Origin of the sequence: Chitinophaga filiformis, from assembly GCF_021646545.1 — a bacterium.
GTDB classification, from domain to species: Bacteria; Bacteroidota; Bacteroidia; order Chitinophagales; family Chitinophagaceae; genus Chitinophaga; species Chitinophaga filiformis_A.
On the sequence record NZ_JAKIRP010000003.1, the window covers coordinates 189,058 to 211,691 of the forward strand.

A 22,634-nucleotide genomic window follows, 5' to 3' on the forward strand; every position below is an offset into this window, starting at 1 on the left:
ATGTAGGTTTGTTATATGAAGAAAATACTCGTTTTATCCCTGTTTGCATTGGCAGTTATATCCGGGTCTGGCTGCGGAAAGGACACTATAGGCACCAAGCCGATGATCAGTTTCCTCTCCTACTCTTCCGACCCTGTAATACCTTCCATCGGACTGGATGTTCACTTCCAGATCAAGGATGGTGACGGAGATGTTGAAAATACGCTCAGCTTCGCGGCTATTTACGATCTCCAGCCAGAACCCGATACGGCGTTTACCCACCGTGATATGCCGAATCTGGATGCCCATAACGGAACGAACCTGACGGCAGAAGTAATATTGCACCTCGAGCCCATAGACTTCCCCAACACCGGTATTCAGAAGGACAGCGTGCATTTTGTCGCTTATATAACCGATAATGCCGGTAATATCAGCGATACCATCGCTACACCCAAAGTAGAGATCATCTACCAATAAATACACGTCAGGGATCAGGAATGTGTATACAGACATGTTCAATTCCTGATTCCTGATTATATTTGTTCCATGGACAAATTCCACGAACTCCGGAACAAGATCGCTACAGCCATCCTTGGTGGCGGCGAAGCACGCATCTCCTCCCAACATAAAAAAGGAAAACTTACAGCAAGGGAACGATTACAACTCCTGATGGACGAAGGTTCATTCGAAGAGCTGGACATGTTCGTACATAACCGTAACCGTGGTATGACCACCGACCAGGAACAATTTCCCGGCGATGGCGTCGTAACTGGCTATGGGACTATCAACGGCCGTTTGACCTATGTCTTTTCGCAGGACTTTACCGTGTACGGTGGTAGTCTTTCGGAGCCCCATGCCCGTAAGATCTGCAAGATCATGGACCTGGCCATGCAGAACGGCGCGCCTGTTATTGGTCTGAACGACAGCGGCGGCGCCCGTATACAGGAAGGCGTGGTAAGCCTGGGTGGTTATGCGGATATATTTTACCGCAATACCCGCGCTTCCGGCGTCATCCCGCAGATCTCCGCTATTATGGGGCCCTGCGCCGGCGGTGCTGTATACTCTCCCGCCATCACCGATTTTATATTAATGGTGGAAGAAACTTCCTACATGTTCGTAACCGGACCTAACGTTGTTAAGACAGTTACACATGAAGAAGTGACAGCAGAAGAACTGGGAGGTGCACACACCCATGCTGTGAAAAGTGGTGTAACCCATTTCTCCTGTACCAACGAGGTGGAATGTATCAATAACATCCGGCAGCTGCTCAGTTATGTGCCGCAGAACTGTGAAGAAGATGCACCTGTCTATCCATACGAACCTGCCGATGAGATCCGCCCCGGACTGAATACGATCATACCAGCCAGCTCTAATCAGCCTTATGATATGAAGGATGTGATCAGCGAACTGACGGATCCGGAGAGTTTCTTTGAAGTACATAAGGACTTTGCTGAAAATATCATTGTAGGCTTTGCCCGTATTGCCGGCAGGAGTATAGGCATTGTGGCCAATCAGCCGGCCCACCTGGCTGGGGTACTCGATATCCACGCCTCTGTAAAAGGCGCCCGCTTTACCCGCTTCTGCGATGCGTTCAACATCCCGCTGCTGGTACTGGTGGACGTACCAGGCTTCCTTCCGGGTACCGACCAGGAATGGAATGGTATCATCACCAATGGGGCTAAACTGCTTTTTGCATTGAGCGAAGCCACCGTTCCGAAGATCACCGTTACCACCCGCAAAGCCTACGGCGGCGCTTATTGTGTGATGAACTCAAAACACATCGGTGCAGATCTCAACTTCGCTTTCCCGCAGGCAGAGATAGCCGTAATGGGACCTAAAGGCGCCGTAGAGATCATCTACAAAAAAGAAATAGATGCTGCCGCTGATCCTGAAGCCCGTACCAACGAGCTGGTGGCAGAATATACCGAACGTTTCGCCAATCCTTACCTGGCCGCAGAAAAGGGATATATCGATGAAGTGATCGTTCCGGACCAGGCCCGTATAAAATTGATTAAAGGATACGCCATGCTGGAGAACAAAGTAGTGACAATGCCGAGGAAGAAGCATGGTAATATCCCGCTTTAATTGCGCATAAGAATCAGGAATTAATGCCATCTTCGGACCTATAATTCCTAATTTCGCATTCCAATTTCTGATTCTTAATTTCCTAATGCCGATTGTTAATGCTTCGCGGTCTCTTTAATTTTATCATCTTCTCGTCTCTTTACGTAGCCTGCTGCGCCATACTCATGATATGGCAGACAAATACGCTGCTGCACATCGGGGACATTAACGAGGCTTATTACTTTTTCGTCTTCTGCTCTACCATCTGCAGCTATAATTTCCACTGGTACCTGACGCCGGCAGATTATTCCACCTCTGAACGCATTCTGTGGGGCGCCCGTCATAAGACCTTGCAGCTAACGCTTTGTGCGTTGGGCGCAGTGGGCGCTGCCTATGGTTTCTGGTTGCTGAAGGAACACTGGTTACCACTCGCAGGCGCTGCCGTGCTCACTTTCCTGTATTCCGCGCCTAAATTACCACAGAGGGCGTTTGTATGGCTCCGGAAGATCGCCATCGGCAAAACCTTATTCCTGACCGCTGTCTGGATCTATGTCACCACATTGCTGCCCGTATTTATAGAAAAACAGCCTTATTCGCCCACTATATTATTCCTGACCTTACACCGCTTCTTCCTGGTGTACGCCATCTGCATCCTGTTCGATTACCGGGACCTGGAGTCAGATAAAAAAGAAGGCATCCGCTCTCTGATTACCTATCTGAGCGCACCAGGCCTTAAAAAACTATATATCGGCTCTCTGGTGCTCGCGACTATCTTTGCGCTGGCGCTTTTCCCTGTGGACGGCTGGATGCTGACCATCATCCTGCTGGCCCCGGTAGTGATAACAGCGCTGCTTACACGATACGCTATCCGTAACCGCTCAGATCATTTCTACTATTTTGTGCTGGATGGCATGGTAATGCTTTCCGCCCTGCTCCATTTTATAATAGCAACATTGGCATAACTAACACCGGGCTTGCCGTAAGCTGGCAAACACTTACTTTTGCAGCAATTAACTTAACAGCTAACTTAACAGCGATGTCTAAAAAGCAAAAATCCATACTCAGTAAAGAGGCGCTTACGTTCCTGCGTAAATATCTCAACAATCCCTCCCCTACCGGGTTTGAGAAAGAAGGACAGAAATTGTGGCTGGAATATCTGCAGCCGTTTATAGACGAGTATTTTGTGGACGCATACGGCTCGGCAGTCGGTGTTATCAACCCGAAGGCCCCGTTTAAAGTGGTGATTGAAGCACATGCTGATGAAATATCGTGGTTTGTCAATTACATCTCTCCCGAAGGACTGATATACGTGATCCGTAATGGTGGCTCTGATCAGCAGATCGCGCCTTCCAAACGTGTAAACATCCATACTGAGAACGGTATTGTAAAGGCCGTGTTCGGGTGGCCTGCCATTCATACCCGCCTGCGCAGCACAGAAGGAAAAGACCCGCAGCCGAAGGTGGAGAACATTTTCCTGGATTGCGGCGCCCGCAGCCGTAAAGAAGTGGAAGACCTCGGCATTCATGTAGGCTGTGTCGTAACCTTTGAAGATGGTTTTGAGGAACTGAACTACGACTACTACATCTGCCGTGCCTTTGATAACCGTATCGGTGGCTTTATGATCGCTGAAGTAGCCCGCATGCTGAAAGAAAAGAAACAGCAGCTGCCTTTCGGCCTGTACATTGTAAATGCCGTACAGGAAGAAGTAGGGCTTCGCGGAGCGGAAATGATAGCTAAAAGGATCAAGCCGGATGTAGCTATTATTACCGACGTAACGCACGATACCACCACCCCGATGATCAACAAGAACATTGAAGGTGAGATCCGCTGCGGTAACGGCCCAAGCATCACCTATGGCCCTGCAGTGCACAATATCCTCCGCGACCTGATCATCAAAACAGCCAAAAAGAACGAGATCCCTCACCAGCTGCATGCGGTAAGCCGTAGCACCGGTACGGACACGGACGCTTTTGCCTATTCCAATGACGGTACCCCGTCAGCACTGATCAGTATCCCACTGCGTTATATGCACACAACCGTGGAAATGATCAAGAAAGATGACGTGGAAAACACCATTCAGCTGATTTATCAGACACTCCTGAACATTACACCGAAAACCAATTTTAAATACCTGTAAACCAACTGGAAATCAGGACATAAGAATTAAGAATTAGTCGCAATTGAGCATAATTCCACATTCTTAATTCCTAATTTCTAATTCAATTTTAATTTGTAGGTTTGCTCTCAAATTAGATTATTATGCAAGATGTGCAGATCCGTCACGACTGGTCTATTGAAGAAATAAAAGAGATCTATAATACTCCCTTGCTGGAACTGGTTTTCCGTGCTGCTTCCATACACAGACAAACGCAGGATACTGCAGAAGTACAGGTTTGTACGCTGCTGTCCATTAAAACAGGCGGTTGCTCGGAAGACTGTTCTTATTGCCCTCAGGCTGCCCGTTATAATACCGATATCAAAGTACATGGCCTTCTGAAGAAAGAAGAAGTGCTGGCATACGCCCAGAAAGCAAAAGAGGCTGGTTCTACCCGCTTCTGTATGGGTGCAGCCTGGAGAGAAGTGAGAGATAACCGCGACTTTGACCGTGTATTGGATATGGTAAAAGGCGTGAACGAGCTGGGTATGGAGGTTTGTACTACCCTGGGTATGCTGACCGAAGAACAGGCCCAGAAACTGGCGGATGCAGGCTTGTATGCCTACAACCACAACCTGGACACTTCCAGCGAGTACTATGAGTCTATCATCACTACCCGTACTTACGACGACCGTCTGCGTACCCTGGACAACGTCCGCAAAGCAGGTGTGAGCGTTTGCTGCGGTGGTATCATCGGCCTGGGCGAGTCTCACGAAGACCGTATCGGTATGCTGCACACCCTGAGCAATATGCCGACCCATCCTGATTCCGTTCCTATCAACGCCCTGACCCGTGTAAAAGGAACTCCGCTGGAACACATGCCTAAAGTTGCGTTCTGGGATATGGTGCGTATGATCGCTACCACCCGTATCGTAATACCTAAGGCGATGGTACGTCTCAGTGCCGGCCGTGCTGAAATGAGCATTTCCGAGCAGGCTCTCTGCTTTATGGCAGGCGCCAACTCCATCTTCACCGGTGAGAAACTGCTGACAACCGACAATCCTTCCTTTGAAGAAGATCACATGATGTTCGAACTGTTAGGTCTGAAACCAAGAGAGGCTTTCAAAGATCAGCCAGTTGAAGCTGAAACATTGAACTAATATCATCTGAAAATAAGAAAAGGGTGCCAGCCAAACAGGTGGGGCACCCTTTTTTTTATATAGGTTGCATGTACTATATTCAGCTGTAAAGTCAATCCTGAACCTACCAGATTAAAACTGTAAAGTTTTTCTGTACTAAGAATATGTCCTGACTTCAATTTAATCAGGTTCAAACAATGCTTCTCCTATGCTCAACTTACGTTCATCTTACGTTCAAAGACGTAAGATGAACGTAAGTTGAGCATAGGAGAAGCATTGTTTGAACCTTGTCAAAGCAAAGACAAATCGAGGCTTAATCGAACCGGAAATATTCACAAGACCCCGATGAGGCTACCTATTTCAAACCTCGGCTATCCCCCCTTGCATTTCGTCCCCACGTTTTGGCGCCCTATGCACATGATTTTGCGTCCTGTGGACATTCCCCCAAACCGCATTTACATCTTTCCTAATATTGCCCCAGGTTCTTTGACATATGGACCTTCAGCAATGAAGGGAAGCCTGTTACAGGAAGTACGCTACTCCCAGCGCATATCCCTTCATGCCCAGGCCACAGATGCTGCCTACGCAGGCAGGAGCGATCATGCTTTTATGCCTGAATTCTTCGCGTGCATGGATATTACTGATATGTATTTCCAATACAGGGGTTTTGATAGCGGAAATAGCGTCGCGCAGCGCAACGGAGGTGTGAGTATAACCGCCGGCATTCAGAAGAATACCGTCGTAGGAGAATCCTATTTCATGCAGATGATTGATCATTTCCCCTTCAACATTGCTCTGGAAATAGGTCAGCTGCACATTCGGATACTGTGCTTTCAGTTTCTCGAAATAAGACTCAAAAGACTCATTTCCATAGATACCTGGCTCCCGCTTTCCCAGGAGATTTAAGTTAGGGCCGTTGATGATCGCTATCTGCATATGATTGTTGGTATTATTGTGGCTGTAAAGACGTCTGTGTATGCTTATTTTTCCTCACTTCCCCAACGGAAAGTATCCTGCTCTATCCCTGCAAGATCAAGTACTCTGTCTACAACGGTAGCAGCTACATCTTCCAGTGTTTTGGGAACGCTGTAAAAGGACGGTGTGGCAGGACAGATAATGCCCCCCGCTTCTGTCACCGCCAGCATATTTTTGATATGCATCAGGTTATAGGGCGTCTCCCTCACCACGCATATCAGCTTTCTTCTCTCCTTCAGCACCACATCTGCCGCACGGGTGATCAGATCATTGGAAATACCGGTGGCAATTCGTCCCAGTGTACCCATTGAACAGGGGCAGATGATCATGGTGTCAAACCTGCCGGAACCTGAGGCAAAAGGTGCGTGGAAGTCCTGCTGTGTGTATGTTTTGAAAGGTAATTGCTTGTAATCGTCAGTGCCCAGCTCTGTTTCCCAGACGGTACGTGCATTGGTGGTCATTACCAGGGCTATCTGGTCTGTCTGTGCGGAAGCCGCCTGCAGTTTGTTCAGTAACTGCCTGGCATAAATGGAACCGCTGGCACCTGTAACCGCTACAACTATACGATGTTTCATTCGCTCAATTAATAGAGTACAAAGCTAGGGCAAAAAAAATACCGGCCATAGGCCGGTACTAAATTCTTTGGATAAATAGAATAATTACTTCCTCAGTTTGACTTGCTCACAAGGTCATCCATGGTGATCCCGCTGTGACTTTCATCGTAAATGCATTCCCCGTTACGGATCAGCAAAACCTGTGGCGATTCATGCGGTACGTCAAAATCCGCTGCAATCCTGTTCGAAATGTCCCTGAATCTTATCAGGTCCAGATAGTAAAATGAGATCTCCTGCGGAGCGGCTCCTCTTTCGAGCCTGGATTTAGCTACAGCGCTGATGGAACAACGTGTGCTGTGTTTGAAAATTACTACCGGCTTCGCTGCCGATGCCTCCCTGATCTCTGTTAACTGTTGCTCTGTAGTAAGTGGTATCCAGTTCATTAACAATCCTTCGCATTTACTCCGTGCGTTGCTTTACCAATTTTCATCGGACAACCTAATTTGTTCTGTGACGCACAGGAAGTTAAGAAAGCCGCAAAGATAAGGATAAGACAGGCGCCGCCCAAAACTTTCAGATAAGATGACTGCATAAAGGGATATTTAGTTGAATAATGAAATTTCATAGGGAATGGTGATATCACTTTTTTAATCGCCAATTTTTGACGTTACTTTGCAAATATAAAATTTATATTAAAGATTTTAGATATAATATCGTTCCTTTTTCCCTAGGTATAAATATAACGATAAAACGCAGGTAACTGCCTTAAAATTATATGGCGAAAGTACATTTTATTGCTGTGGGCGGCAGTGTGATGCATCAGTTAGCTATCGCATTGAAAAACAAGGGTTACCAGGTAACCGGCAGTGACGATGAAATTTATGAACCTGCACTGGGCAATCTGCGGCAGGCCGGTATTGCTCCGGCAACAATGGGTTGGGATGATAGCCGTATTACGGCCGATCTTGATGCGGTTATCCTGGGTATGCATGCCCGTGGTGATAATCCTGAGCTGATCAAAGCCAAAGAACTGGGCCTTAAGATCTACTCTTTCCCGGAATATATTTACCAGGAAAGCCAGCAGAAGAAAAGGGTTGTTGTAGGCGGCAGCCACGGTAAAACCACTACCACTGCCATGATCATGCATGTACTGCAGCAGTCAGGACAGGCTTTTGATTACCTGGTTGGTGCACGCCTGGCCGGCTTTGCACAGTCTGTCAATATCACTGATGCCCCTGTCATCGTTTGTGAAGGAGATGAATACCCTGCTTCCGTTATCGAAAAGCGGCCAAAATTCCATTTCCTCCATCCGCATATTGCTGTATTGACCGGCATTGCCTGGGATCACATCAATGTGTTCCCCACTTTCGATAATTACCTGGAACAGTTTGCCATTTTCCTGCGTACCATGAAGGCCGGCCATACGCTGATCTACAACAGTACAGATCCGGAACTGGTAAAACTGGTAAAGACAGAAGGTCTGCACCTGAAACTGGTCCCTTACGATATACCACAACACAAGATCGTCAACGGCACCACAACCGTCACTTTCGGCAGCGGACAAACCGTACTCGAAGTATTCGGCGATCATAACCTGTTGAACATGCATGCTGCGCGCCTTGTTTGTAATGAACTGGGTATCAGCGACGAAACCTTCCTGAAAGCTATCGCCACCTTCAAAGGTGCTGCCAAAAGGCTGGAACTGGTAGGCAAAAATGATCATTGCGCTATTTACCGCGACTTTGCCCATGCACCGTCCAAAGTAATGGCCACCATCAATGCCCTGCAGTCCCAATATCCACATCGCAGGCTGATAGCCGTACTGGAATTGCATACGTACAGCAGCCTGAACGCCGAGTTCATGGTGCAGTACCAGGGTGTGATGGATAAAGCAGATGTGCCTGTCGTGTTCTACAGTAAACATGCACTGGAGATCAAACGCATGCCGGACCTGGCCCCCGACCTGGTGGCACAGGGCTTTGGCCGCAACGACCTGGAGATATTCACCAACAGGGAGCACCTGCAGGCATTCCTCGACAAGCAGGACTACCACAACGCTAACCTGCTCATGATGAGTTCGGGTGATTATGAAGGATTGGATGTAAATTCGCTGAAAAAGTATCTATAAAAATTAGTCATGCCCTCTTTGCAACTGAAAAGGCCCCTGGCCGTAATTGATCTGGAGACGACCGGCACCAATGTGGCTACGGACCGTATAATTGAAATTGCTATCATCAAGGTATTCCCTGACAAGACTACCCAATCCAAGGTGAAAAGAATTCACCCCGGCATGCCTATTCCTGCGTCCTCTACCGCTATTCACGGTATCAGCGATGAGGACGTGAAGGATTGTCCGAATTTTAAACAATGTGCGAATGAACTGCGCCAGTACCTGGACAATTGCGACCTGGCGGGTTATAATTCCAACCGTTTCGATATACCATTGCTGGTAGAGGAATTCCTTCGTGCAGGCCTTGAATTTGACGTGAAAGACCGCAAATTCATCGACGTGCAGAAGATTTTTCATCTGATGGAAAAACGTACGCTCAGCGCTGCTTATAAGTTCTATTGCGACAAAAACCTGGAGAATGCACACAGCGCTGAAGCAGATGCCCTCGCTACCTACGAGATACTGGAAGCACAGCTGTCCCGCTACGAGCAGCTGCAGGCCGAAGTGGCCCCGCTGGCAGAATTCACGAAAGAAGACGACTACGTTGACTTTGCAAGGCGGATGGTGATGCAGAATGGCCTGGAAGTATTCAATTTTGGTAAATATAAGGGCAGACCTGTAAGAGAAGTGCTGAAAATAGAACCTCAATACTATGATTGGATGATGAAAGCTGATTTTCCGCTGAATACCAAGCAGAAACTCACAGAAATATACCATAGTATGATGTTAAAAAAGATTTAATATTTATAAAACCCTTCCTTTATTTAGCGATTACACTAATTTCGCACTCCTAAACAACATTTGCTAGATTGGAAAAGCTCGTCATAATTCCCACGTACAATGAGAAGGATAACATCCGTAACATCATTGACGCGGTATTTGCCCTGCAACAAGATTTTCATGTACTGATCGTGGACGATGGTTCGCCCGACGGTACCGGTAATATTGTAAGGAATATGCAGCAATCCCACTCCGGCGAGTTGTTCCTGGTGGAAAGAAGCGGTAAGCAGGGATTAGGTACGGCCTATATCTTCGGCTTCAAATGGGCGCTGGAGAAAGGATACCAGTACATCTTCGAGATGGATGCTGACTTTTCCCACAGCCCGGCTGATCTTGTGCGATTGTATAACGCCTGTGCAAAGGAAGGTGGCGATGTTTCCGTAGGCTCCCGCTATGTAAAAGGCGGCAGAACGGAGAACTGGCCCTGGGATAGGGCAATCCTCTCCTATGGCGCTTCCATCTACGTACGCCTGGTCACCTGGATCAGGGTAAAAGATGCCACTGCCGGCTTTGTATGTTACAAAAGGCAGGTACTGGAAGCAATTAACCTGGATGCGATCCGTTTCGTAGGATACGCCTTCCAGATAGAAATGAAATTCACGGCCTGGAAATTGGGCTTCAAAATAAAGGAAGTACCGATCACCTTTAAGGACCGTAAAGAAGGATATTCCAAAATGAGTAAGGGGATTATTAAAGAAGGGATACTGGGAGTACTCAAAATTCAATGGGAAAGCCTGTTCCGCAAGTATGAAAGACGCGTAAGAAACAGCGAATAAGCGGAAATGAAAAAAGCACTGATACAATTACACCTGTCGGTATTTCTGGCGGGTTTTACGGGTATATTGGGAAAACTCATCACCCTCAATGAAGGAATGCTTGTCTGGTACAGGCTCCTGTTCACCATCATCACGCTCTACGTCATTTTCCGGTGGAAAAAGATGCTTACAAAACTCTCCTTTAAACAGATCGTTCCTATTGGCCTTACCGGCATGGTAGTCGTATTGCACTGGCTGTTTTTCTATGCCAGTATCAAATATTCGAATGTTTCTATTGGTGTGGTTTGTTTTGCGCTCACCAGCCTGTTCACGGCAGCGCTCGATCCGCTGATAAACCGGTACCGGGTTGATAAGATAGAGCTGCTGCTAAGCGGTATCACACTCTGCGGCATTTTCCTCATCTTCCATTTCGACGTACAGTACCGCACAGGCATCATCCTGGGTATCATTTCTGCCCTCTTTGCAGCCCTGTTCACTATCTTCAACAAACGCCTGATCGCTAAATACGACACGCCGACCATTACTTTTTATGAGCTGTCGGTGGGCTGGGTGGGCCTTTCCCTGCTCATGCCTGCTTACCTGTACTTCTTCCCGCAGCCTTTAAGCCTGCCTTCGTTTGCAGATTTCAGCTACCTGTTGATCCTGGCCTGGGCCTGCACGGTGTGCATGTATATGCTGCTGATGAATGCCCTGACGAAGATCTCTCCTTTTACGGTGAACCTCTCCTTCAACCTGGAGCCGGTGTACAGTATTGTGATGGCCTTCATTCTCTTCCATGAGAACCGGGAGCTGACTTACGCATTTTACATTGGCCTTGCCTGCATTGTATTGTCAGTAGCGCTGCAAATGACCAGGGTCACGCGAAACATAAGGCAAACTCATGCCTGATTTCGACCGTCTATCCGCAATTCGCGTGTAAGTAATACCGATTTTTATATTTTAGGCCACATGAAGCAAATCATGTGTGCAGCCGCATTTACCGGCATCTCCTTACTATCTTATGCGCAACAGCCTGCAAAAAAGCCACTTGATCATTCAGTGTACGACAGCTGGCAGAGCATCGGTAGTAAAGCTATCAGTAATAACGGTCAGTGGACCGTCTATACCGTCACGCCACAGGAAGGCGACGCATCCCTCGTTATCTATAACAACCAGAGTGGACAAAGACTGGAAGTGCCCCGTGGCAGCAATCCGGTGATCACGGAAGACAGCCGCTATGCCATCTTCTCTATCAAGGCGCCCTTTGCAGTAGTGCGACAGGCGAAGATCAAAAAGAAGAAGCCGGCAGACATGCCAAAAGATTCCCTGGGTATCGTTACCCTGGGCAGCAGCGATGTGTACAAAGTCCCGGCAGTACGATCTTTCAGAACACCTGAAAAAGGCAGCGGCGTTGTGGCCTATCTGAAAGAAAAGCCACAAACGGACACCGCAAGCGGCCATCTGGTCATCTATTATCCCGATAAAAAATCCGCAGATACTATCCGGAATGTACAGGACTATGTTTTCAGCAAACCGGGCAACCGCTTGCTGGCAGAAGTACTGACCGATAAGAAAGATTCTCTCTCAAAAGCCGCCGTATTGCTGTGGGATGTAGCCGGCCGCAAAGCGGATACCCTGAGCCGTGGTACCGCCCTCCGCAGTCAGTTTGCCTTCGATGAGGCAGGCGAACAGGCTGCCTGGTGTAGCTCCCGCGATAGTGCCAAAGCCCTTCAGCAGTTTTACTCCCTGTATTATTACCGCCCGGGACAGGACAGCGGTGTAATTACCGCCGACAGGAATACGCGGGCATTCCCCGCCAACTGGTCTGTCAGCGCCGATGGCAAAGTATGGTTCAGCCAGAACGGACAACGGCTGTTCTTCGGCACGGCTCCCATCAGGCCTCCGAAAGATACCAACATCGTAGACTTTGAAGTGGCGAAAGTGGATATCTGGAACTACCAGGATGATTACCTGCAGCCCATGCAGCTGAAAAATGCAGACAGAGAGTTGAAAAGAAGCTACCAGGCCGTGTACTACCCGGGTAACAAACAGATTGTACAGCTGGCAGATATGGACATGGAAAGCATAGCCTTTGCCAAAGAGGGTAACAGTCCGTATGCCGTAGGATATACCGACAAAGGACAACGTGTACCGATACAGTGGACCGGGCATTCCCTGAAAACCGCTTACCTGGTGAACCTGGAAAACGGCAACCGCAAACTGTTACAGCAAAACATGGACAGTATTGCCCGCATCTCTCCTGCCGGCCGCTACATCACCTGGTACAACCTGCAGCAGAAACATTGGTTTGCTTATGAAACAACGACAGGCATCACCCGGAACATAACAGAGAAAATACCGGTTTCACTTTCTGAAGAAGATGATGATCATCCGGAGTTACCCGGTCCTTATGGCATGGCCGGATGGCTGGAAGACGACAAGGCCGTGTACATTTACGACAGGTATGACATCTGGCAGGTTGACCCTACCGGGAAAACCCCTCCGCAGATGATCACAGCAGGTTACGGGCGCCAGCAGAAGCTGCGTTTCCGTTATACCAAAGTGGTGCAGGAAGAACGGTTCTTTAAACCGGGCCAGCAACTGCTGCTGGAAACCTTCAACGAGACGAGTAAGGAGAATGGTTTCTATATGGCCTCCTGTACGTTCAAAAAGGCCCCTTTAAGGCCCGAACTGCTTGTCATGGGACCTTACTCCTTCGGCGACCCTGTAAAGGCCGAAAACGCCGGAAATTACATTTTTACAAAAGCGAGTTATGTACAGTCGCCCGATGTGTACACCGGTACCTCATTCGCTAATGCCACACAGATCAGTCACATCAATCCACAGCAGCAGCAATACAACTGGGGTACGGCAGAGCTTTTCAAATGGACGGCCTACAATGGCAAGCCGGCGGAGGGCATCCTGTATAAACCGGAAGACTTCGACAGCACAAAGAAGTATCCTGTGTTACTGTATTTCTACGAGAAGCTGACAGATGGCCTGTATAATTATCAGCCACCGTCCCCTACCCCTTCCAGGTTGAATATTCCGTTCTTTGTGAGTCGTGGTTACCTGGTGCTGGCGCCGGATATTACCTACGAAAACGGTTATCCGGGACAGGGAGCTTACAATTATGTTGTCAGCGGCGCCCGTGCACTGGCAGCACATCCCTGGGCAGACAGCCTGAATATGGGCATCCAGGGACAAAGCTGGGGCGGTTACCAGGTAGCTTACCTGATCACCCGCACCAACCTGTTCAAAGCGGCGTGGGCTGGCGCACCTGTGGCCAATATGACCAGCGCCTATGGCGGCATCCGCTGGGAAACGGGTATGAACCGCCAGTTCCAGTACGAGCGTTCTCAAAGCCGTATCGGCGCTACTTTGTGGGAAAAACCGGAGCTCTACATAGAGAACTCACCGCTGTTCTACCTGCCTAAGGTAACAACGCCACTGGCTATCATGAGCAATGATGCAGATGGTGCGGTACCCTGGTACCAGGGCATTGAACTGTTCACCGGTTTGCGCCGCCTGGGTAAAAAAGTATGGCTGCTCAACTACAACAATGAGGCACATAACCTCGTGCAGCGCCAGAACCGTAAGGATATCCAGCGCCGCGAGCAGCAGTTCTTCGACCATTTCCTGAAGAATGCCCCTGCGCCGGAGTGGATGGAGAAAGGCGTACCGGCAACAGAAAAAGGAAAGAACTGGGGTTGGGAAACAGTAGGCAACGCACAATAACATTCAACTGATAAAAACACGAGAGCCAGTATCAAAAGTATGATACTGGCTCTTTTTATTCGGGCACCTGATGGAGTCAGATAGTCATTTACACGAATCTCAGGACATTCATGTATGTTTGATACATCCTCTCTTTTCTAAGCTGTAGCTGATGAAGTCCGGAAGCCATATAAGCGATTCTCAGAATGCTTGTTTGTTTCCTGGACATCGTCGTAAACAAAACGAGAGAACAAGCAGAGAAGAAGCAGAGAAGACGCAGAGAACAAAGAGAGGACAAGCAGAGGATCCTAGGTGGACTTGATACCTTCAAACAGATGTCATCCCTTGCTTAGTTTCAGTCCATACCAGCAGATACTCGTTTAAGTAATCCCTGTGAGCAGGTAAATTCCCCAACATTTCCCCGAAACCATTACTCAGCAGGGCTTCATCCATTTTAGCTGCTGCAACCATTTGTCTTTCAAGCTACTCAAATTATTTTTTTTTATATACTTACAAACCTATAAGTTTGTAGTAGAAAATGAAGACCTGATTCAGATCTGTGGATGTTTTGAATATCTGATAACCTTATACATGTTCCTATGAATTTCCGTATCTATCAACCGGCAACTTCGCTGGCACCGTATGTTAAGCAGTATTATCATTTACAAACCTCTAATAACGGATTGATCAACCTGCCGCAGAACCTGTTCTCCCTGGGAGATCTGTACATGGTATTTCTGCAGGAAGGAGAGGTGATCTTCCAACCTACTCAGCATGCTTCTTTTACTTTACCGGAGGCCTCCGTTGTAGGTCATTTTACCTGTCATCATCAGATCAGGGTAAAAGGTCCGGTAAAGATGACCGTGATCCAGCTGAACGCCTATGGCTGTTACAGGCTGGCGGGTCTGGACATGTCAGCCTTCAACAACTACTTCCGTGACTTACTGAAGCAGGACCGTGAATGCTGGAAAGATCTGGCTGATAAAATTGCTTCCGCGACAGATGTCACCAAACTGGATGCTGTGCTGGACGACGCATTTACCAACATGATGTGCTCACATGTACACAACCTGAAACAGGTAGATGTCATTGCAGATTACATCATTGACCACCAGGGCTATACGAATGTGGAGCGGTTGACGAAGAAGTTTAAGATGTCCCGTCACACGCTGGAAAGGAAGTTCATGGAGGTGATCGGGCTGACGCCACAGTTGTTTGCCCGTATGCTCCGTTTCAGGGATGCTATGCGTAATATGCAGCAGATGAACGTGGAAGAGTGGCAGACCTTCATCACTAACAACGATTATTACAACCAGGCTTTATTCATACAGGATTTCCTCTTCTTCAAGGGAGAACCGCCGGTACTGAACCAGGAAACAGCTATTGCGCAAATGCCGGTAGCACGTCCTGTAGCCGTGGCGTAACAAGTTTCAGACTAAGAAAATGAAAAATAAGAGAGCCGCCTCGTTCACGGGACGGCTTTTTCATTTTAATCTATTTTCCTTTCTTTTGTATTATCATGCAAAAACCAAGACACAATGCCGCCTACTGGCGGGAACATCTCAACTTACAGTCCCATGTAGAGGGAGGATCATTCCGGGAAACCTACCGTTCTTCCTGGGAGTTTAACCAATCCGAGCTGCCCCCGGCTATGAACGGCAAGCGCAGTGCTTCTACCGCTATCTATTTCCTGCTGGAGGAAGGACAGTTTTCCGCTTTTCACCGTATTGCATCTGATGAGATATGGCATTTCTATGATGGCCACTCCCTTGCTATCTACGATATTGCTCCCGATGGGGGGCTGACAGTCCACAAACTGGGGCTCAACATCGAAGATGGCGAACAACCGCAGCTGGTGATCAAAGCCGGCCACTGGTTTGCCTCCCGTACAGAGGTGCCCGGCGGTTTTGCCCTTGTAGGCTGCACTGTTGCACCGGGCTTCGATTTTGCTGATTTTGAGCTGGCAGGGAAAGATAGTCTGCAGGCAGTATACCCGCAGCATAGTGAACTGATTGCCTCTCTGGTACACTGATCCTACACACTGATCAGGATCATTATGGACTATCAGCCATAAATATTATATTCGCTGAAGTCGTCGGATATGTATTGTCGGGTACTCTTTTAGGAGTTACAACTTATATATTAAAAAGCACAACAAGCTACAACTGTATAACGGGGCTGCGGTCCGGCGTTTGTAGACTTTTGCATACATTACTAACAAACAAAAAACAAGATCACTATGGACCTTTGTTCCGCTATGGACTGCGGTCCACAGCTACTATCTCTTCCGTTATGAAAAGATTTTTCCGTTTCGTTTTCTTTCTGTCCCTGGCTGTTCTGCTGTTTTGGTTAGGCAAGCAATTCGGCAGTAAAAGTGTAAATCAGAGCATTCTTTCCAATAGTCAGATCGTGCGCGAGATCGCTGAACTGGCCAGCCTTGAAGTACAGGGTAATGCCACTATCAAGCGCAGTAACATTGCTGACGACGGAGAGTGGACCACCAATCTGAAAAAGGCATTCCTGGAGAATACTATCTGGGTATCTATCCCTTACCTGGCCAAATATGGCATCAATGCAGATGAGAAGAATTTCCGGATAACGGTATCAGATAAGAAGATCACTATCAATCTCCCACAGCCAAAACTGCTCAGCTACGAGCTGAAAGTTGACAAAATGGAAACTTCCAACAGGAAAGGATGGTTCCTGTTCCAGGATGATGAGACCTATACCGATGTGCAGAAAAAGCTCTACCAGACCTCCCGCGGGCAGCTGGAGAATAACAACCTGTACATTAACCAGTCAAAAGAGAAACTCACTAAGATCATCAGGCAATACTACGAGCCTTTTCTTCATGATCATGAACTGGAGATCACCTTTGGCAATAGTGCGCCTGTGTTACTGAACTGATCACCGTTTCACGGCCGATAAAGTAAAAGCCAGCGCTGCTGTTGCATCTTTCGGGCAATAGATCTCTGTATCAGCCATTGCTGATAGCTGTACCTGCCGTTCCACAGATGCGGACATTATCTACGCTGCATTATTAGCGATATACTTCACCAGAGAGCGCTTGGCAACAGGCAGTAAAGTCTCCGGTACCGGAAATACCAGGTTCGTATCAATGCGGTAAACGGCTGGAGTAGGCAGTTGTTTGCGCTGCCGGATCAGGCTGGTCTTAATATGCTCGCAGGTATGCACGAGGTCTTTTGTGTAGGTATCGAGGTATTGTGTATGAATACCGCGGTATTTTTCGTCATGGCGCTCAAAAATACTCAGTCTGTATTCATACACTATGACGTCCTGATAACGGCCATCACACAGGAAGAAATACCCTTCCTGCGAGTCCAGTGGTATCAGTCCTACCGGTGATATGTTCAGGCTTTCTTCCACGAATTCATAGATCTCCGTGCCTTCGCGGATAGCGCCGTTCATCTTCTGGATCGCGTACTGGATAATGGTTTCCAGCTCCTGCATCAGTTCATCATCTGCGATCATCTGTTCATAAAGTAATTGCAGGCGCTCCATATTCACGGCAGTCAGGCGTTTTGGGAACTGCTGTTGCAGGAACTGTTTGTTTTCTCTGAAAGCTACCAGGTTGTTGTAATGGAAGATAACGTCTCCCAGCTGCGGGTACAGCTTGTTTTGATTGAAATAGCGGGTTATCTGCTGCAGATAAGCCAGTAATGTATACTTTTTCTGCTCAAAATCGATATAACCGTCCGCAAACCATGTCTCGCTTAGGCCACTCATACCAAAATATTTTAATGGATTCTATGTATTAATTTACAAAAAATCAGCCAACTATCCATAAAACGGAAGTGGTAATTCGGGCCAGTATTACCGGTATATTTACTTTATTAAATTATTTCCGGACGCGGTGTATTTATTGAACTTATTTCTTTATCTTCAATATTATTTTTCATTTTTTTAATTTTTTAGTCATGAACATTTACGTAGCCAACCTGCACTACAGGTTGAACGATGAAGACCTTCACCAGATATTTAGCGAATTTGGAGAGGTTACTTCCGCTAAAATTATCAAGGACCACGAGACTGGCCGTTCACGCGGTTTCGGATTCGTGGAAATGCCCAACCAGGAAGAAGGTAGCAAGGCTATGGATAGTTTGAACGGTACTGAAATCGAAGGCAAGCAACTGATGGTAAACGAAGCAAGACCTAAACAACCGAATAATAACTCAAGAGGTGGTGGATTTAATCGCGGTGGCGGCGGCGGATACGGCGGCGGCGGCGGTCGTGGTCGTTATTAATTCTGTTGGCCTAAGCTTATCTCGGTCAAGAAATTGAAAAAGCTCCTGCAAAGGAGCTTTTTTTATGCTGATGAAGTGACACTTATTTCCAAAAACACAAATGATGAATACAGATCAGAGAGATCATCACTGTATTCATCATTCGTTATAAATATGATTCAAATGTGCTTATTGCCTAAGCGGGGCGGCTGAAAATATGCTGTGGCATGCAGCCCGGCGGCGTTTCAGCAGAGAGCCTGTGTAGCCCTCTTCTCAGTTAATATCCCCTGTTCACATCGAAATTCTCCAGCTCCTGCGCTACTGCACTTAAGAAAGTAGAGCCTAATGCGCCATCAACGATACGGTGATCGTAAGACAGAGACAGGTACATCATATGACGGATAGCGATCGTATCGCCATGAGGCGTTTCTATCACAACAGGACGTTTTTTGATAGCACCTACCGCCAGGATAGCCACCTGCGGCTGATTGATGATGGGTGTACCAGCCAGGCTGCCAAAGGTACCAACGTTGGTCAGGGTAATGGTGCCATTCTGTGTGTCATCAGGTTTCAGCTTGTTCTGACGGGCTGCATTGGCCAGCTGATTCACCTGACGGGTCAGGCCAACCAGGTTCAGCATGTCAGCATTGCGGATCACCGGAACGATCAGGTTACCTGTAGGCAAAGCTGTTGCCATACCGATATTGATATCTTTCTTGATGATGATCTTATCGCCGTCCAGCGAACTGTTTAACAGCGGGAACCTCTTGATACATTTTATCATTGCTTCGATGAAGAGCGGGGTAAAGGTGATCTTCTCTCCTTCCCTCTTCTCAAAAGCGCCTTTCACCTGGTCACGCCATTTCACCATATTAGTCACATCTGCCTCAGCGAAGCTGGTCACATGCGGACTGGTATGTTTGCTACGCACCATATGCTCTGCAATGAGCTTACGCATACGGTCCATTTCGATGATCTCAACATTGTTGCCGTAGTTGCCATTGCTAACAGCAGCAGGTGCAGGCTGTGAGCCAACACCGTTGCTAACCGGAGCTGCGGTTGGCGTCACGGCTGCTGCCGGACGACTTACCGGTTGTTCTGCTGCAGGCGCAGGCGCTTCTGCTCTCTGTGGCGCAGGCGCGGCTGCAGGAGTAAGCCCCTTGCTCTTCGCCTCCACAAACATCAGTATATCTTTTTTAGTCACACGGCCTTCATTGCCGGTACCAGGTATTTTTTCCAGTTCAGCAAAACTGATACCCTCCTGCTGTGCAATGGTGAGCACAAGCGGAGAATAAAAACGGGCCCCACTGGTCACAAACTGCGCCTCGTAAGGAGCACTCACCGTTTCATGTTGCGGGACAGCTGCTTCTTCCCTTACAGCGGCAGGCGCTTCCTGTGCTGCTACGGGAGCAACAGGAGCAGTAGTCGCAAAACCAGCATCAGCAGCGGTATTGATACGTGCAATGACAGTACCCACCGGTACTACATCATTTTCCGCGTAGAGTATCTCAGTAATCTCCCCATCAGCGATAGAAGGTACTTCACTATCCACCTTATCCGTCGCAATTTCAAGCACGGTTTCATCAGTTTTTACATGATCTCCCGGCTTCTTATGCCAGCGTAATATGGTGGCTTCCATAATACTTTCCCCCATTTTGGGCATTACCAGTTCTACAATGGCCATAAAATTGTGTTTAGCGTTTTGGTACGGAAACAAAAGTAAGGTTTATACTATCAACTTCCTCAATTCATTCATAGCATAAGTTGCTGTCATCTGTATGTTATTCAGGCGGTCATAACGCAACTGGTGCTTCACCGTCACCAGCTCTCTGGCGCTGCCGGCAGCTATCCATACGGTGCCGACCGGCTTTTCCGGAGTGCCGCCATCAGGCCCCATAATACCGGATACCGCTATGACATAATCGGTTTTTAGCTGCTGCAGGGCGCCTCTGGCCATCTCTCTTACCACTGCCTCACTCACCGCACCATTGGCCTGTAATGTTTCCTGTTTTACCCCCAGCAGACCGCTTTTAATTTCGTTGGCATAACTAACAATGCTGCCTTTATACCAGGCAGAACTTCCCGGCACCAGGGTAATATTGTGTGCAATAAACCCTCCTGTGCAGCTTTCCGCCGTGCCTACGGTCTTACCTTTTTCCTTCAGCAGCTTGCCCAGCACTTCTCCAATGGACAGATCCTCGTCCCCTACGGCAATATCTGCCAGTAGTTCTTTCATCTGGTGAAAATAGATGGACAGGGCCGCCGCCGTGGATAATTTATCTGTGCCGAAAGCGGTCAGCCGCAGTTTCAGCAAGCCATAAGAAGGCAGGTAGGCCAGCTTGATATGTGGAGGCAAGGCCGCTTCAAAATGCGCCAGCCGTTCTGCTATAAAGGACTCTCCCATGCCGGAGGTCAGTAATGTCTGATGCACAATTGCCGGCGTCTGGAAATATTCCTGTAAGCGTGGCAACACATGATCGGACATCAATCCTTTCATTTCGTGCGGTACTCCCGGCATAGAGACATAGATCTTTCCGTTCTTTTCGAACCACATGCCCGGTGCAGTACCCCGGGTATTGTGCAGCACAGTGGCTACATCGGGTACCAGCGCCTGGTCTACATTACGCTGGAGGGTGGGCAGGCCCCTGCTTTCAAAGAATTCCATTACCTGCGCATAGGTCGCTTCGTCTCTTACCAGCTTTCCGCCAAAATACTCACACAATACGGGTTTGGTAATATCATCTGCCGTAGGCCCCAGTCCTCCGGTGATCAATACGATGTCCGAGACCGCTCCCTCCTTCTCCAAAGCCTCCAGGATAGCTTCCCTGACATCTCCGATGGCTACACGACGGTGTACCCATATTCCCATCGCATTCAGGTGCTGGGCCATCCAGGCTGAATTGGTATCTATAGTTTGTCCTATCAGTAGTTCATCTCCGATCGTGATGATACTTGCTACTACCTTATCCGCTTGCATTGTCATGATTTACAGGCTTTTCTCAAAAAAAGGAGCCAGGCATTCCATCATGATCGGGGGCATCCCGTACCGCTGTTTGGTATCTGCATGCAGGAATACCAGGGTGGTGACGCCTACGTTCAGTAACTCGCCCTTTTCATTATATAGTTCAGAGTGGAAGCGGATCTTATGATCGACCGGCAACTCCTTCAATATAGTCTTCACTGTTATAAGGTCATCGTAATAGGCCGGGCGCAGGTATTTTGAATTCAACTCTGCCACTGGCATAATGATCCCCTGTTTTTCCAGTTCGGCATAGGTAAAACCCAGCGTCCGGATGGCTTCTGCACGTCCTACTTCGTAGTATAATGCATAATTGCCGTAGTAAAGGTATCCCATCTGGTCCGTTTCTCCATAGCGTACGCGTATCTGTGTCGTCTGTGTGAACATAATATCAGTCTTATAAGCCTGGGTGCCTGCATTCACCGCAAAATGCATTCCGCGTTTTATGGCAGATACAGGCACCCGGCTGTTTAAATTATTTTCCAATCAGGTGGTCCAGGCTGTATTTGCCAGGTCCGGCGAATAATATTGCAGTAAAAGCAGCCAGGAACAGGATGCCCATTTCCATCTGTGACAAAGGTGCATTTTTCATTACTACGAAAACCACGATGACCATACAAAACACCAGTGGAATAGCAGCAAGACGGGTCAGCAAGCCGACAACAACCAATGCCGCACAGAGGGCTTCTGCAAAAATGGTCAGGGACAGGGATACTGTTTGTCCAACATGCAGCGGATCAGGGAATTTGTCTACCATCTGGGAAAAACCCTTCAGTTTTGACAGGCCGTGCGTGAACATCAATCCACCAAAAACTACACGTAATACCAGCAGCGCAAGGTTGACAGCGCCAGTGTTCACACGTGATGTAAATAGTTTACTCATAGAGAAAATGGTTTAGTCCTGCAGATCTGTTTACCTCCTGTTTTGCCGACAGGAACCATGCAGGCGCGTTTTTAAATTTTAATGAACAGTTTACAGATTGCGCCAAAAATATGATTAATAATAAACAATTAAAACCCCGTTATATACAGACACTCTCTATTAGTTAGCATCCCTTCCGGTAATTGACCCCGGCAATTATTTTTTCAGCGTAAAGCGCCCTGAGAACCAGGCCTCCGGTACAAGAGGTACTGCGATCTCCA

At 47.9% G+C, this 22,634-nt stretch carries 22 protein-coding genes; 14 read left to right on the plus strand and 8 right to left on the minus strand.

What is annotated here, in order from left to right:
- Window positions 1-15 precede the first annotated feature (15 nt).
- The 5 genes from L3C95_RS10590 (at window position 16) to bioB (ending at window position 5,298) form a co-directional block, all read left to right on the plus strand.
- Window positions 16-456, plus strand: coding sequence for a hypothetical protein (locus L3C95_RS10590; RefSeq protein ID WP_236386384.1), 441 nt, complete (start codon window positions 16-18; stop codon window positions 454-456).
- A gap of 69 nt (window positions 457-525) precedes the next feature.
- Window positions 526-2,064, plus strand: coding sequence for an acyl-CoA carboxylase subunit beta (locus L3C95_RS10595; RefSeq protein WP_236386383.1), 1,539 nt, complete (start codon window positions 526-528; stop codon window positions 2,062-2,064).
- A gap of 98 nt (window positions 2,065-2,162) precedes the next feature.
- Window positions 2,163-3,005, plus strand: a complete 843-nt coding sequence (locus tag L3C95_RS10600) for a UbiA family prenyltransferase (protein ID WP_236386381.1) — start codon at window positions 2,163-2,165, stop codon at window positions 3,003-3,005.
- Window positions 3,006-3,079: 74 nt separating this feature from the next.
- Window positions 3,080-4,180 (plus strand): M42 family metallopeptidase, encoded by a 1,101-nt coding sequence (locus tag L3C95_RS10605; protein ID WP_236386379.1) that lies wholly within the window; start codon window positions 3,080-3,082, stop codon window positions 4,178-4,180.
- Window positions 4,181-4,302: 122 nt separating this feature from the next.
- A complete protein-coding gene (gene bioB / locus L3C95_RS10610) occupies window positions 4,303-5,298 on the plus strand; it encodes a biotin synthase BioB (RefSeq protein WP_236386377.1) in 996 nt (331 codons plus the stop codon).
- A 501-nt stretch (window positions 5,299-5,799) separates the two neighbouring features.
- On the opposite strand, the gene aroQ is transcribed toward bioB, so the two are convergent.
- The 3 genes from aroQ to ytxJ form a co-directional block, all read right to left on the minus strand.
- Window positions 5,800-6,213 carry a type II 3-dehydroquinate dehydratase gene (gene aroQ, locus L3C95_RS10615; protein WP_236386375.1) on the minus strand — a complete coding sequence of 138 codons (414 nt, stop codon included), beginning with the start codon at window positions 6,211-6,213 and terminating at the stop codon, window positions 5,800-5,802.
- 44 nt (window positions 6,214-6,257) lie between these two features.
- Window positions 6,258-6,827: a UbiX family flavin prenyltransferase gene (locus L3C95_RS10620; protein ID WP_106602662.1), complete on the minus strand. Its 570-nt coding sequence runs from the start codon at window positions 6,825-6,827 to the stop codon at window positions 6,258-6,260.
- A gap of 92 nt (window positions 6,828-6,919) precedes the next feature.
- Window positions 6,920-7,249 (minus strand): bacillithiol system redox-active protein YtxJ, encoded by a 330-nt coding sequence (ytxJ, locus tag L3C95_RS10625; protein WP_089832944.1) that lies wholly within the window; start codon window positions 7,247-7,249, stop codon window positions 6,920-6,922.
- Between the two features lie 332 nt (window positions 7,250-7,581).
- On the opposite strand from ytxJ, the gene L3C95_RS10630 reads away from it, so the two are divergent.
- The 8 genes from L3C95_RS10630 to L3C95_RS10665 all read left to right on the plus strand — a co-directional run bounded on the left by L3C95_RS10630 (window position 7,582) and on the right by L3C95_RS10665 (window position 17,135).
- Window positions 7,582-8,934, plus strand: coding sequence for a UDP-N-acetylmuramate--L-alanine ligase (locus L3C95_RS10630; RefSeq protein WP_236386373.1), 1,353 nt, complete (start codon window positions 7,582-7,584; stop codon window positions 8,932-8,934).
- A gap of 9 nt (window positions 8,935-8,943) precedes the next feature.
- Window positions 8,944-9,717 carry a 3'-5' exonuclease gene (locus tag L3C95_RS10635; protein WP_236386371.1) on the plus strand — a complete coding sequence of 258 codons (774 nt, stop codon included), beginning with the start codon at window positions 8,944-8,946 and terminating at the stop codon, window positions 9,715-9,717.
- A gap of 68 nt (window positions 9,718-9,785) precedes the next feature.
- Entirely contained in the window at window positions 9,786-10,532 is a 747-nt protein-coding gene (locus tag L3C95_RS10640) for a polyprenol monophosphomannose synthase (RefSeq protein ID WP_236386369.1), read from the plus strand.
- Between the two features lie 6 nt (window positions 10,533-10,538).
- Window positions 10,539-11,420, plus strand: coding sequence for a DMT family transporter (locus L3C95_RS10645; protein ID WP_236386367.1), 882 nt, complete (start codon window positions 10,539-10,541; stop codon window positions 11,418-11,420).
- Window positions 11,421-11,480: 60 nt separating this feature from the next.
- Window positions 11,481-14,249 carry an alpha/beta hydrolase family protein gene (locus L3C95_RS10650; protein WP_236386365.1) on the plus strand — a complete coding sequence of 923 codons (2,769 nt, stop codon included), beginning with the start codon at window positions 11,481-11,483 and terminating at the stop codon, window positions 14,247-14,249.
- A 578-nt stretch (window positions 14,250-14,827) separates the two neighbouring features.
- Entirely contained in the window at window positions 14,828-15,652 is an 825-nt protein-coding gene (locus L3C95_RS10655) for a DUF6597 domain-containing transcriptional factor (RefSeq protein ID WP_236386363.1), read from the plus strand.
- Window positions 15,653-15,747: 95 nt separating this feature from the next.
- Entirely contained in the window at window positions 15,748-16,260 is a 513-nt protein-coding gene (locus L3C95_RS10660) for a cupin domain-containing protein (protein WP_236386361.1), read from the plus strand.
- A 260-nt stretch (window positions 16,261-16,520) separates the two neighbouring features.
- Entirely contained in the window at window positions 16,521-17,135 is a 615-nt protein-coding gene (locus L3C95_RS10665; RefSeq protein ID WP_236386359.1) for a DUF4230 domain-containing protein, read from the plus strand.
- Window positions 17,136-17,255: 120 nt separating this feature from the next.
- Here L3C95_RS10665 and L3C95_RS10670 read toward each other — a convergent pair whose 3' ends face one another.
- Window positions 17,256-17,975: a hypothetical protein gene (locus L3C95_RS10670; protein ID WP_236386357.1), complete on the minus strand. Its 720-nt coding sequence runs from the start codon at window positions 17,973-17,975 to the stop codon at window positions 17,256-17,258.
- Window positions 17,976-18,166: 191 nt separating this feature from the next.
- Here L3C95_RS10670 and L3C95_RS10675 point away from each other — a divergent pair, with 191 nt between their 5' ends.
- Window positions 18,167-18,493: an RNA recognition motif domain-containing protein gene (locus L3C95_RS10675; RefSeq protein WP_089832925.1), complete on the plus strand. Its 327-nt coding sequence runs from the start codon at window positions 18,167-18,169 to the stop codon at window positions 18,491-18,493.
- A 256-nt stretch (window positions 18,494-18,749) separates the two neighbouring features.
- Here the strand turns inward: L3C95_RS10675 and L3C95_RS10680 are convergent, their stop codons facing one another.
- The 4 genes from L3C95_RS10680 to L3C95_RS10695 are packed head-to-tail and all read right to left on the minus strand — an operon-like array spanning window position 18,750 to window position 22,374.
- Window positions 18,750-20,156, minus strand: coding sequence for a dihydrolipoamide acetyltransferase family protein (locus tag L3C95_RS10680; protein WP_236386356.1), 1,407 nt, complete (start codon window positions 20,154-20,156; stop codon window positions 18,750-18,752).
- A gap of 42 nt (window positions 20,157-20,198) precedes the next feature.
- Window positions 20,199-21,455 (minus strand): CinA family nicotinamide mononucleotide deamidase-related protein, encoded by a 1,257-nt coding sequence (locus tag L3C95_RS10685; protein WP_236386354.1) that lies wholly within the window; start codon window positions 21,453-21,455, stop codon window positions 20,199-20,201.
- A gap of 3 nt (window positions 21,456-21,458) precedes the next feature.
- Window positions 21,459-21,926 carry an acyl-CoA thioesterase gene (locus tag L3C95_RS10690; RefSeq protein WP_236386352.1) on the minus strand — a complete coding sequence of 156 codons (468 nt, stop codon included), beginning with the start codon at window positions 21,924-21,926 and terminating at the stop codon, window positions 21,459-21,461.
- Window positions 21,927-21,966: 40 nt separating this feature from the next.
- Window positions 21,967-22,374 (minus strand): DoxX family protein, encoded by a 408-nt coding sequence (locus tag L3C95_RS10695; RefSeq protein ID WP_236386350.1) that lies wholly within the window; start codon window positions 22,372-22,374, stop codon window positions 21,967-21,969.
- Between the last annotated feature and the right edge of the window lie 260 nt (window positions 22,375-22,634).

Bases quoted from the DNA above. Each gene is read 5' to 3' on its own strand.
- L3C95_RS10695 (WP_236386350.1), bottom strand. From the start codon at position 22,374: ATGAGTAAACTATTTACATCACGTGTGAACACTGGCGCTGTCAACCTT.
- L3C95_RS10605 (WP_236386379.1), top strand. From the start codon at position 3,080: ATGTCTAAAAAGCAAAAATCCATACTCAGTAAAGAGGCGCTTACGTTC.
- L3C95_RS10600 (WP_236386381.1), top strand. From the start codon at position 2,163: ATGCTTCGCGGTCTCTTTAATTTTATCATCTTCTCGTCTCTTTACGTA.
- L3C95_RS10645 (WP_236386367.1), top strand. From the start codon at position 10,539: ATGAAAAAAGCACTGATACAATTACACCTGTCGGTATTTCTGGCGGGT.
- L3C95_RS10590 (WP_236386384.1), top strand. From the start codon at position 16: ATGAAGAAAATACTCGTTTTATCCCTGTTTGCATTGGCAGTTATATCC.
- L3C95_RS10650 (WP_236386365.1), top strand. From the start codon at position 11,481: ATGAAGCAAATCATGTGTGCAGCCGCATTTACCGGCATCTCCTTACTA.
- ytxJ (WP_089832944.1), bottom strand. From the start codon at position 7,249: ATGAACTGGATACCACTTACTACAGAGCAACAGTTAACAGAGATCAGG.
- L3C95_RS10680 (WP_236386356.1), bottom strand. From the start codon at position 20,156: ATGGCCATTGTAGAACTGGTAATGCCCAAAATGGGGGAAAGTATTATG.
- L3C95_RS10685 (WP_236386354.1), bottom strand. From the start codon at position 21,455: ATGACAATGCAAGCGGATAAGGTAGTAGCAAGTATCATCACGATCGGA.
- L3C95_RS10690 (WP_236386352.1), bottom strand. From the start codon at position 21,926: ATGCATTTTGCGGTGAATGCAGGCACCCAGGCTTATAAGACTGATATT.
- L3C95_RS10635 (WP_236386371.1), top strand. From the start codon at position 8,944: ATGCCCTCTTTGCAACTGAAAAGGCCCCTGGCCGTAATTGATCTGGAG.
- aroQ (WP_236386375.1), bottom strand. From the start codon at position 6,213: ATGCAGATAGCGATCATCAACGGCCCTAACTTAAATCTCCTGGGAAAG.
- L3C95_RS10655 (WP_236386363.1), top strand. From the start codon at position 14,828: ATGAATTTCCGTATCTATCAACCGGCAACTTCGCTGGCACCGTATGTT.
- L3C95_RS10675 (WP_089832925.1), top strand. From the start codon at position 18,167: ATGAACATTTACGTAGCCAACCTGCACTACAGGTTGAACGATGAAGAC.
- L3C95_RS10665 (WP_236386359.1), top strand. From the start codon at position 16,521: ATGAAAAGATTTTTCCGTTTCGTTTTCTTTCTGTCCCTGGCTGTTCTG.
- bioB (WP_236386377.1), top strand. From the start codon at position 4,303: ATGCAAGATGTGCAGATCCGTCACGACTGGTCTATTGAAGAAATAAAA.
- L3C95_RS10670 (WP_236386357.1), bottom strand. From the start codon at position 17,975: ATGAGTGGCCTAAGCGAGACATGGTTTGCGGACGGTTATATCGATTTT.
- L3C95_RS10595 (WP_236386383.1), top strand. From the start codon at position 526: ATGGACAAATTCCACGAACTCCGGAACAAGATCGCTACAGCCATCCTT.
- L3C95_RS10660 (WP_236386361.1), top strand. From the start codon at position 15,748: ATGCAAAAACCAAGACACAATGCCGCCTACTGGCGGGAACATCTCAAC.
- L3C95_RS10630 (WP_236386373.1), top strand. From the start codon at position 7,582: ATGGCGAAAGTACATTTTATTGCTGTGGGCGGCAGTGTGATGCATCAG.
- L3C95_RS10620 (WP_106602662.1), bottom strand. From the start codon at position 6,827: ATGAAACATCGTATAGTTGTAGCGGTTACAGGTGCCAGCGGTTCCATT.